This window comes from Brevibacillus centrosporus (assembly GCF_003710815.1).
Classification (GTDB): Bacteria; Bacillota; Bacilli; order Brevibacillales; family Brevibacillaceae; genus Brevibacillus; species Brevibacillus centrosporus.
Window position 1 is genome coordinate 1 of the sequence record NZ_RHHP01000052.1, and the last position, 10,681, is coordinate 10,681.

The 10,681-nt window shown below is 46.9% G+C and carries 14 protein-coding genes; all 14 read right to left on the reverse strand.

The features are described from left to right. Window positions 1-53 precede the first annotated feature (53 nt). On the reverse strand, window positions 54-992 hold the full coding sequence (locus EDM55_RS29125; protein WP_122962043.1) for a phage tail-collar fiber domain-containing protein: 939 nt from the start codon (window positions 990-992) through the stop codon (window positions 54-56). After that, the gene (locus tag EDM55_RS29130; protein WP_170184556.1) at window positions 979-1,563 is read right to left on the reverse strand and encodes a phage tail protein I; all 585 of its coding nucleotides are present in this window, start codon (window positions 1,561-1,563) and stop codon (window positions 979-981) included. The genes EDM55_RS29125 and EDM55_RS29130 overlap by 14 nt, the downstream gene beginning before the upstream one ends. Continuing rightward, complete coding sequence (locus EDM55_RS29135; RefSeq protein ID WP_259676116.1) at window positions 1,556-2,686, reverse strand: baseplate assembly protein; 1,131 nt, start codon at window positions 2,684-2,686, stop codon at window positions 1,556-1,558. Before EDM55_RS29135 ends, EDM55_RS29130 begins: the two co-directional genes overlap by 8 nt. Window position 2,687: 1 nt before the next feature. Next, entirely contained in the window at window positions 2,688-3,026 is a 339-nt protein-coding gene (locus tag EDM55_RS29140) for a lysozyme (protein ID WP_122962045.1), read from the reverse strand. Further along, window positions 3,023-3,421 carry a phage tail protein gene (locus EDM55_RS29145; RefSeq protein ID WP_122962046.1) on the reverse strand — a complete coding sequence of 133 codons (399 nt, stop codon included), beginning with the start codon at window positions 3,419-3,421 and terminating at the stop codon, window positions 3,023-3,025. The genes EDM55_RS29140 and EDM55_RS29145 overlap by 4 nt, the downstream gene beginning before the upstream one ends. Continuing rightward, entirely contained in the window at window positions 3,418-3,834 is a 417-nt protein-coding gene (locus EDM55_RS29150) for a phage baseplate assembly protein V (RefSeq protein WP_122962047.1), read from the reverse strand. Before EDM55_RS29150 ends, EDM55_RS29145 begins: the two co-directional genes overlap by 4 nt. 2 nt (window positions 3,835-3,836) lie before the next feature. Continuing rightward, complete coding sequence (locus tag EDM55_RS29155) at window positions 3,837-4,868, reverse strand: phage late control D family protein (protein WP_122962048.1); 1,032 nt, start codon at window positions 4,866-4,868, stop codon at window positions 3,837-3,839. Between the two features lie 3 nt (window positions 4,869-4,871). Further along, window positions 4,872-5,078, reverse strand: a complete 207-nt coding sequence (locus EDM55_RS29160) for a tail protein X (RefSeq protein ID WP_122962049.1) — start codon at window positions 5,076-5,078, stop codon at window positions 4,872-4,874. Further along, window positions 5,075-7,330, reverse strand: coding sequence for a phage tail tape measure protein (locus EDM55_RS29165; protein ID WP_122962050.1), 2,256 nt, complete (start codon window positions 7,328-7,330; stop codon window positions 5,075-5,077). The genes EDM55_RS29160 and EDM55_RS29165 overlap by 4 nt, the downstream gene beginning before the upstream one ends. Before the next feature lie 206 nt (window positions 7,331-7,536). Next, complete coding sequence (locus tag EDM55_RS29170) at window positions 7,537-7,902, reverse strand: phage tail assembly protein (RefSeq protein WP_122962051.1); 366 nt, start codon at window positions 7,900-7,902, stop codon at window positions 7,537-7,539. 11 nt (window positions 7,903-7,913) lie between these two features. Next, window positions 7,914-8,435: a phage major tail tube protein gene (locus tag EDM55_RS29175; RefSeq protein ID WP_122962052.1), complete on the reverse strand. Its 522-nt coding sequence runs from the start codon at window positions 8,433-8,435 to the stop codon at window positions 7,914-7,916. A gap of 14 nt (window positions 8,436-8,449) precedes the next feature. Further along, window positions 8,450-9,901, reverse strand: coding sequence for a phage tail sheath family protein (locus tag EDM55_RS29180; RefSeq protein WP_122962053.1), 1,452 nt, complete (start codon window positions 9,899-9,901; stop codon window positions 8,450-8,452). Between the two features lie 4 nt (window positions 9,902-9,905). After that, complete coding sequence (locus EDM55_RS29185; RefSeq protein ID WP_122962054.1) at window positions 9,906-10,241, reverse strand: hypothetical protein; 336 nt, start codon at window positions 10,239-10,241, stop codon at window positions 9,906-9,908. After that, window positions 10,234-10,681: hypothetical protein (locus tag EDM55_RS29190; RefSeq protein WP_122962056.1), on the reverse strand; the 448-nt coding region annotated here is incomplete at its 5' end. The genes EDM55_RS29185 and EDM55_RS29190, both read right to left, overlap by 8 nt.

Sequence of the window (10,681 nt, forward strand, 5' to 3'; positions counted from 1 at the left end):
TCCTATCGTAAATGGCCGTTAGTGGCATAGTTCCACATATTTACATTCTCCTCCTACAGCTCGGAAATCGTCACCGTAGACGTTCCCCATCCCCCGATCCGCATCTTTCGTGCGGTCGTATCCCGTTCGAGTGTGGACCTTGCGATATAGGCACCTTTCTTGTAACTGTTTAGCATAATACCGAAACTCAGCGTATTCACGCCAACTGCCCAAATAAAACGCTCCTCAAACTGCTGATCATCACAAATGGTAACCTCTTGCCCGACCGCAAATCCCTGCGTCGATGCAACTGGAACTACAATAGTCGTGTCACTTGCCGTAATAGCAGCTGTGGCATAGGTTTTCGTCTCATCCAATTTTAAAACTGGGTCATCCTCTCCGTCATACGTATCAACAAATCGTGCTTGCGCCCCGGAAACTCCCCTGCTGTCCAAATCCAAATAGGCCTCGATACGAGTAATACGCCGGTTAACAAGGTCCATTTCTTCCGAAGTGACATGAATAGATGCGTCGTTCACATGCTCATTGAATGAATCGACTGTAACAAGAGCTTTCTCATCGATCACTGCAGTTACATTCTCGACCGTTCCAATAACTGTGATGAAATGGAAAATCTCCTCAACGACATTGATGCCATCTGATGGTGGAAGGAAATCTGCAAGTGAGCCTGCATTTGCAACTGCGTACAAGATCTCCCCCTCATCTGGATCAGTGGCGAATAGGCCGATTTCCCTTACGTATACCCCATCCGTCAGGTCCTTGTTACTGATCGTAGCAGTTACCTGTGATTGACCTTCTCCGATGACTTTGAGCTCCAAAATATCCAATGATAAGACTTCATGGACAAGTTCTGTCAGTTTACTTTGATCCTCGGCGGAATAGCCATCACCAATTCCGATCCGAGTAAATTGAATCCTTGTAGCTCCCGTCTGCGCTTTTGTCAGGAGAGCTAGACCAAGTTCGGTTAATACTGAGCCATTAAATTGCGCCAAGCATGCCGCCTCCGATCGGTTTTATCGTGTGTATTTTAAGAGTCGTCACGGTTCCTCCAGCGTACAGATTCATCTTGTTATCCCTGCGAATCGCAATAGACTCTAGACGACTTCTGGTGTTTTTCGCCGATTTAATCGCACGGATGATTTCTGCGTATCGTTTTGCATCCGTCATCCGGTCAGTAGTCGTTACTTTGAAATGAAAAGGATCTCCACCATACTCGAACCATTCCGAAACGAATCCGTCATCAAATGCCGTAGAAACAACCTGATCGACTGCCCATGGAGTTCCCTTGTACTTATGCATTAATTCAGCTTGTTTAACTAACTCACGTTTCTTTTCGATGGGGAGTGACTGATCATAAAAGTCAACGTGCTTCTCCCAAGCCAGCAGATCAATAATTGCCTCTGGTTGGTTATCCAAGTTCGAATAGAGAAGTAATTGAGCGATCGCAGCAGATACCTCGCGATGTTCTTTGTCAAAGGCAGCTGCACTCGCTTTGACATTCGGATCTCCCCTCAAGCTGGCAGGTAATATGTCGAGAAGCGATATCGTTTTGATATCAATCATCTTCCAGACCTCCATAAGTGATGTTTTCTGTGTTTAATTTGGCCACCTGATATCGCTCGACAGATTGGTAAATCGGTGCTGTAACCATCACCCTTTTGGCACCTGCGTTCTTCACCCGAGTGGTTAATTCTGATGGATCAATGTCTCTTCCCTGTTTAGAACACTGCCAAAGCTTATAATTCTTGATAGCCTGTTCAACATTAGATTGAATGGTTGCTACCATACTACTGTTGGATTTACCGATCCAATAAGTCACATTCAAGTCGTATGGTACCTGTTCGGGAACAAATGCTTGTACATTATCAGTCAGAGGACGCACTTTTCGATCGCTACATGTCTCCAGAACCAAATCAAGTATCTCCTGCCCCGGTAGTCCTCCATCTTTTAACAAAGGACGAATTTCCACCACACCTGGGGAAGTTTCGCGCACTGAAACATCAACGATCAATGGACTGGCAGACATCGCAAAGTATTCATATGCCCCCTCTGGTCCAGCAGTGCTGAATGATTCTGGAGCAATATGGATTCGCTCTCTATACGCATCGTCGCTTTCTCTGTCAGTGCCACCAGAGCTTGTCGTCACATTACTTACGTTTTGGATATAAGGAATCGGATCAATCAACACATTGATCTGCCCTGGTAAGTATCCGTTCCCGCTTTCACCTGGGGTTGTACAGATTATCTCCACCATACCGGACAAAGAGCCTGGTGAGATTTCTAACGTATCGATTGTTTCAAAAAATACGGTACCGCCAGCTTGAGGACCAACCCGTGTTCCTGCTGGAATAACGACTGTAGTGGTCAGAACTGTTGAAAGAACAAACTGCTGAGTGGAACGAGATGCCGCACTCTCAAGTCGAGTCACATTTGAACCAGCTCCGAGGTGATCCAAATTGTCCCCGTTTGCGTAGCGTAAGAGATTTTGCTTCCCTGTCTCGTTAATTAGGACCCGCTGCTGTATGATGAGCTGAGCTAGAGCAGTGAGGAACAATCTGATCGGGTCTCCTGGGTAAAGGGTTCGGTCTGCCAATCCTTCATAAACCGAGATGATGTCATTTGTAATTTTTTCGGCGTCAACAGAGATAAAATCAATGTCTGGCAAACCTGATAAATCCGCCATCATATCACTCCTCCCCTACCAGAATAAATCGAATGATCGGAATCAGCCGGCCATACATGCTAGCCTCAACGCTTTGCTCGTTAAATGTTATCCGTGTGACCTGGGCACGAGGTTCTTGTTCGCTGACCGCTGCCATGAGAACCCCTGTTATTCGTGCTTGAGCAATATTGATGGGTTCATCGACCATTTCCCACTCGACACCAATTCCGCGCGATCCCGGTGCAGTACCCAAAACTGTGGATGCGATTGTCCAGATGTTTTGCTGCACTTCCTCAAGCAACGTGGCCGGCGCGAAGTTAACCGCTCTACGTACTGGCGATATCTCTACTGCATATTCGCTCATTTGACGTACTCCTTCAGGGTAATATTTGCCGTAGCTTTCCAGACATAGCCCTGATTGTCGATCACATCCCATTTCTGCTCGAGCGCTGTGATAGACCACATGTAAACACCAATTCCAACCCCTCCAATTGCAAGCGGTAACGCTTTTCCTGCCCGTTCGAGTTCCACGAGTTGGTTCAGCTCTTTTCGTGGGTTGAGACCATATAACGCATCAAATGCCATAGAAAACGATATGGTATCCAGTCCAGGACCAATCCATTGTGACTTTGGCTTCTTTCCCAGAATTTCATGATCAGCATATCGGCTTGCACTACTCCGGGTAAAATCTTGAAACGTTCGTAGTGTTTCGTGTGTAGCTACAAATACGACGGGTCCAAGGTTCCCAAGACTACTCATGACGACTCACCCGTAAATATCTGACCTGTAATATGCAAATTGCCATCAATATACACGTCACTCACCGCTTTAACGTGCAGCTTCTTCTTCTCGCGGTCATAATACACGTGGCTACCGTCCTCGAACCATACCCCGCACAGGTTCTTATCCTGCACTGGCGGCAGGTCAACATCCGAGTAGATCGCCCCAAGACAGTAGCCATCCTGTGCCCCGTTCCCCTGGAACAGACAAATGACATTCTCCCCCACGTCTGGCAAGCTGAAATGTTTTGTTTTCAAGGTATGGGCGACGATTACGGGAAGCTCATAGGATACCGAGTCATCCCGATCAGGGAATACCACTCGAACTGTACAGTTCGCTTTGTTTACAGAGGATACAAGGCCCACTCGAAGCATGTTTTTACTTGCACTCATGATTACCACCCCAATACTTGCCGCATTGTGATATCCGTTGTATAGCCTCCACTTCCTAGTCTGTGACTAGCGCTAACAATGAGGTACTTCCCATCGAACGTCCCAAATCCAGCTACTGTGATTGTCAAACCTGTAGCCAGCCTAATATCACCCATTACGGTCATGGATGCTTGGGACTGCTCTTTATTCTTATCCCGTAGACTCTTCCGGGCTTTTCTCAATGCAGCTGACTCGCTATCGGCTTGTTCGTTAATTTTTAATATGGGACCAACTTTCGGCGCTCCAGGAGGCACGTATTTGACCTTGATCGTATTTTTCTTTTTGGCTTGGGTGTAACTTACTTCACAAGCCACGTAAGCTGCATAAGACGCGCTCCAGTCAAATTTATAGGAGATGATGTTATCCTTCCCCCGTGTAAATGTAGCGATTGGCTCGCCTTTCTCAAACTCAAATTCGTCAAACAACACCAGTTGGCCAGAAGCGATTTTCAGTGCAATGCCTTCTTCTTTGGCTTGGGCATACAAAAAGGAGAGGTCTTCCTGCTCAGTTTGATCCAGCCTCTCATAGGAAGGGTTAACAGGGGCCAGATAGTTAAGTTTCAAACCAGCTCTTTTGGCAATTTCGGAAGCGATGGTTTTTAACGATACCTTTTCCCATGCTTTGCTCCTCTTCTCTTGCTTTGCGTTCCCTGCAATCGGAAGGCTTGTTGCCTTGATACTCACCGTATCAGGAGGTCCGTTCGACGTAACTGAATCCACTTCAAAAGTTCCAAGTGGTAGCCGCTTTACTTCCCCTGGTTTGTCCCAACTGATGGTTCGGATTTCTGCCGAGATTTTGTCGCCCTTTAAAGGCATCCACTCCGGACTCTGCCACATATTTTCTCGATCTTCCAACGAGATTTGGATATCATCTGATTCACCAGAAGCAGCATCCGTATAGGTGAAATCCATCAGACTCATCGCTAAATCCACAGAAATATCCACACCGTTGTAAAACATGACTAATTCTGCCCTACGTGCATCTGTCATTTCCATGCTCTAACTCTCCCTCTTCCAAGGTGGGAGTGTGAAAGAAGTAGCCACTTCAATGGTTGGAATCGTAAGTCTTATATCTGCAGAGAAAATCACCGTGGAGTTGTGATCCGGATTTGCTTGAATCAGGTCAGGCATATGTTTATCGGTCCCAAAAAGCTTGAAGGAGATACCGTCCCAAGTATCTCCTTGAATTGTGATATAAGTATTCAATTGGCAAAGGACCTCCTTTGCTTATCTCGTTTCAATTCCGTCAGCATTTGCTCGAGCTTTCGAAGATTCATTTCAGTAGCCTGCTGCAGCTGTTGAAGTGTATCAGGAGAAGCATTTCCCTGGATTACATTTGTTGGGGAATACGTCAAATAGATATCTCCGCCATCACTGCCACCCGTTGAAGATGACGATACGCTTCCGTAGCTAAGCATACTTTCCAGCTTGGAGAGAGGAAGAACTGCTTCACTTTCCGCACCCTCACCGATCATTGCTAAAGTGGGTCCCGTTGCAATGGCTCCCTCTGCAAGCATCGGGATTTCCGGAAAACTAAAGCTTAATTTCTGCCCACCCATGCCAGGCACCCAATCTGGTACGTCTACGCTCAGTGCTCCGATCGATTGGAACGCTTGATTGATCAGAGAGATGACAGCGTTAATCGGTGCCTTTAGTAAGGATGCTAGCCCATCAAACACACCTCTAAAAATGTCCTTTACGCCTGTCCAGGCTAGCCCCCAGTCACCCGTAAAGGTACCTGTGATAAAATCCAAGACGCCGCCCAACGTCGTCATGAGGCCATTGAAGATGCCTGCGACACTATTGATAGCACTAAGAACGACCGCTTTGATAAAGGGAAACGCAAAATTGAAAGCACCTACGATACCGTCAATGGCAGGCTTAATCACGGTAAATATAGCGGATATGGTGGCTCCGATCTTACTCCCAACGCTTACAAATGTAGGGAGCATCGCCGAGAAAGCCCTTGATACAGCCGGAACAACATCATTGGCGATAAACCCGAATACTTTTGAGAAAATTGGCCAAAGTTTTGATTGCACATAGGTTACGATTGGAATCAGTGACTTGATCATTGATCCAGTATACTGACCGATTCCTGATCCAACCTTCTGAATGATCGGGATTAACTCTACAATGGTTTTTTGAACAGAACTGAAAATGCTCTGGATGTCAGGCAAGAATTCATCCCAACCACCAAATAGCCCCTGGAGCTCCTTCGTGGCTTCGCCAATAAACGGCCCCCACATACTGCCGATTTTGCTGAAAAACCCCTTTACTTTAGGAATGGCATCCTTAAACCAATCGCTGAAGGCTTGAAGTCCTGGAAGTGCTAAATCACCGATAGGCATAATCACATTTGTCATGATCTGCCGACCTATCCCCTGGAGTGCTTTACTCGCTGTACTGTACTTTACGTTTGCTACTTCATCCATGGTGCTTTTCGTCATGTCAAACTGACTACGCGCGCTACCCATAGCAGCAATGACGTCCTTCTCTAAGTCCTCAAATTGAGTACCAAATAGTTGAACTCCCAGTACGTTTTTCTTTACGGGGTCCTGCACCTTCGAAATGGCGTCCACGACTTTCGTGAAAGCTTTTTGAGCTGCGGGACCACCTTTTGCAAACGTCTGCGCCATTTCATTTGCATTAAAGCCGAGCGATGCAAACGCGTCATTGGTACCCTTTGAGTCGTCTTTTACCCGAATATTAAACTCTTTGACTGCATCCCCAACTTTATCCAAATTAAAAGCACCGGATGCAAGTCCAGCGCTGAAAGTGTCAAACATCTGGTTAGCTGTGAAACCGAGCGTACTGAAATACGGTGCATACTCGTTTGCCGAGTCGATCAACTCATCGGACTTATTCAGGCCTTTCTGAGCACCCTGAGCCAACAAATTATAAGCCTGGTCGCTAGTGATCCCAAAGTTTTTCATCATGGTATCACTGGCTTTGATTGATTGCTGAATGTCTTCTCCGAATACGTCCCGGTACACCATTGCATTTTTCGTGGTTTCCTCGAGCTCTGCCCCGGTCTGCTGTGTTACCTGCTTGACTAGACTCAGTGAGTTGGCCACATCGTTCCAGTCTTCACCTAGATTCTGGTTGTAGAGGTTCTTTGCTGACTCAGATAAGGCCTGCATGTCTTGGATGGTTGCCCCGGTAGACGCTCGCAGCTGTGCCATGGAATCTTGAAATCCGGTGATTGATCCAGCCATATTTCCGATTGCATCAGTAATACCAGAAATCAGTGCAAATGCACCAGTATATTGGGCAACCCTGGAAACAATACTCCCAAAGCCGCCAACTGTCTTGGTCAGATGGCTAAAAGCACCCTCTGCTTGCTTAGCATCGCCTGCCAGGTCACCCAGTCCACCACTCGCCTTTTTAACGGCTGTCGAAAAGGTTGGATCAAGTTCTCCTCCAAAAGAGAAGGTGGTTTTGTACTCTCTTGCCAATTACCTTCTCCCCTTTCGTCGCGGTGGTCTTGGTGTTGCGGTATTACCTCTTAACTTCTTCCGCTTTTGCTCCACCTCTTCATTCGCTTCAACCCATGCTCTCAAATCCGATAATGTCTCGTTCAGCCACTCCTGTGGACTTGAATGGGGCATAGAAGAAGAAAGGGCCACCGCAATAACACGGAGGCCCTTCCCGATATTCCCTTCTATCCCCGTCGCAATAAAAAATTCTCGGCCATTTGGGTGATAATTGTAAAATCGTCACCTTTCAATTTATCAAACAGTTCAGTCGGCACTCCAGCCGCCTTTGCTGCCACTGCGATCTGATAGGACAATGTCAACGCACGACCAGGATGAATCTCTTGTGGATCAATCCGGCGCGCCTGTTTTGCGCAAAGAATCAGGTCTTTCCCTGTCAATTCATCAAAGCGCAAATCCAATTTTTCAATTTTTTCCTCTTCAAACACAATCGGTCTTGACAATCGGTAGACGCCGGGTGCATCCGGTTCGATATTACTGGTGATTTCCTCATTCGTTGTTACTTCCTGGTTGTTTTTGTCTTCTGCTAGCATATTTATTCCTCCTACGATCCAAGATTTTTACGGACTTTAGCGAGATAATCCACACCATCAATCACGCACACATAGTTGAATTTATCGATCTCAACAACCGTTTCGCCGTCATGCATGACCTTGAGATAAGTAACTTCCAACTCGTTCGAGTTATCCATGGTTGAGCCCTTCGCCAAACTTCCAAGTGATGTGTTCTTGGGTATGCCGCGGATCGTAACCTTTACCGGAACCTGATCATACGTTCCGTTTCGTTTGTCGATCTGTTGAATGGAACCCCGGAAGTCGAGATGATGAACCTCTTGTCTTGCAAGCTTGAAATTGGCTCTCTCCAATACACGCCAGTTGATCGTTACTGTCATCGAACCGAAGTGACCAAGGATTGGACTGTCGATTTCCCCAGGAATTCCCGCACCGCTTATTGTTTCTGTCATAGACGCAAGATCAGGAAGATCAACATCGGCCACACCAAGGTAGTCCGTCCCATTCAGGTAGCCGTTAAAGTCATTAAGAATAGCAGAAATTTGTTCCGACATACTGTACTCTCCCCCTACGCTGCAAGGGCAGCCAGATAAGATGTGTCATATTCCAGAACAAAGCTAATACTTTGCGCTGGAGAAGGTGGCGTCAAGAACACACGGAATTTAATGCGCCCAGCCATCAGTTCGGTATCAGGGTTGTCCTCTCTGCGAAACTCGACTCGCCCACCCAACAGATATCCGGAAGAGGTCAACCCGTTCAACCAAATATTCGCACTGTCTGTAACGGTTTCGATCAAACGCCTGTTGGTTGGATCATCGACCTTATCCCAGTAGGTCAAAATCAAAGAGTTGATAACAAAATCGAACATACGGCGAACGGGGATCAGGCTATCTTTGGGGTCCGTGACTGCCGGGAAAGCCCCCGTGTAATTCCCCCAAGTTTTCCAACCACCAATAAAATTAAGGGCAGTCATAATGCCTTGGGCATTTAGGTAGTTCGCTTCTTCCAGCCCAAGGAATACCTCTGTTCCGTCTTTCAGCACCGCAGCGTTCGCTTTCAGTTCCTTGTTGGAAGGAGAAGCAAACGGGATACCGTTGTTCGCTGCATCGGTTGCCCCAATAGCTCCTGCCAACTGCGTGGAGAAGCGATACTTTTTCCCTCCCATAGAAACCATTGGCCAGCAAGGAACCTGTCGAGTATCTGTGTAGTTATTGCTGTTTTTCCAGGCTGGAGCATCCGCGTACTGCATAATATCATCAGTTGGCAGATCCGTTAGTGCAATGGCATTAAATACGCCGTTGATCTTACTTGCTTTGGCGGTCATCACCGCTGCTACAAGTGGATCTTCCGAATAGCCAGGAGCCAAAATCAGACCCGGTACCAGGCCAAAACGCGGGAATACTTGCTTGATTAGTTCAAGCCCAGTGAGCTTCCCGTTAACATCCACGCCACCAATGATATCCGAACTATCTACGGCTGCAGGATCAAGCATATCGTATCCGACCTGTAAGGTAGTCTCATTACCAATACTGCCACCAGATTTGACCGCCACGATCAAGTATCCGTCATCATCAAATGACAGTGTGTAGTCGTTATCCAATTCATAGGTTTTATCTGGCGTTGTAGTGGATTTTACAACTACGCTGCCCTTTAAGATTCCTTCTGCCTTAATTGTGGCCATACCTTGTACCAGGGACGCGCTTGCTGGGTCGACCGTTTTTTTATGAACGGAAGGATCAAGCACATTGACGAACACCACAGGGGACAGATTGAACAACCGGTAATGGGAGTCCATAAATTCACTAAGCGTATACTTTTCGAAGTCATTGGAGTATCCAATTGACTTAACTGCCTCTGGAAATGAGTAGCAGAGGACAGGTACATTCACAGGCAACGTTGCTCCCGTTGCCAGATTAACTGGAGCAGCGCCAAATACTACAGGCAAGCTCGCGGTAGATTCTACTGGAGTTAGTAGAGAGGTAGCTTCTTCACTACCAGATACACCATGATTAATTTCCATTTGCTTACTCCTTTCTGCTTAAAGCCTGATATGCTTGCTGCAATGCCGTTCCTTTGCGCTGTAATTGGGCTTGCGCCTCCAACAAATGTGCAATCGGAATGATCAGCGTATCTACCTGTGGGAACCTCTTCCGGATATCCTCCAGATATTTGGGGACACCGTTACGAAAGATCGTGTGTTGGGCCAAGAATCCTCCTGGAATATTTGGACCGATGTAAATCAGTTGCTTTTTTTCGGGCTGTTCTTCAGTCCCTGATACCGTTTCTTGCGTAGATTCGACTTCCGAAGCAGTCGCCTCTGTTTCTGAAGTCGCTTTTTCAACTGCTGCTTTCCTATTCAAGGTAATGCACCTCCTGTTGGACTGGCGGCAATGACCATGTCGTTTGCATGCCACCAAAGTAGAACGGGTGATTCTTTTCATCTTCGTCAATTGCCCAATCAAAGGGATATTCGATCTTGAAGCGACGGTCTATGATCCGCTTAGCAAACAGATGTATTTTGAGGCGGGTGATGGCATTTAGCACATCTTTGTACCCCTGATAGTCCAGCGAATCATCCCACAGACCAAAGAAGATCAAGACATTACATGCCTCTGCCTCCGTCAAGGATGGAATATTCCCCTCTTGTATGCGGACAATCGCATACGGAAAGTGGTCTGTGTCTTGTCCAGTACGCTTAGCTGGCAAGAACTGCGAATAGACATTCAGTTCCACTTCCTCGCCCTTCGAATTTTTAAATCCAGCACCAGCAAAGAGAGCCCTGATCTCTTTGACCAAGGCT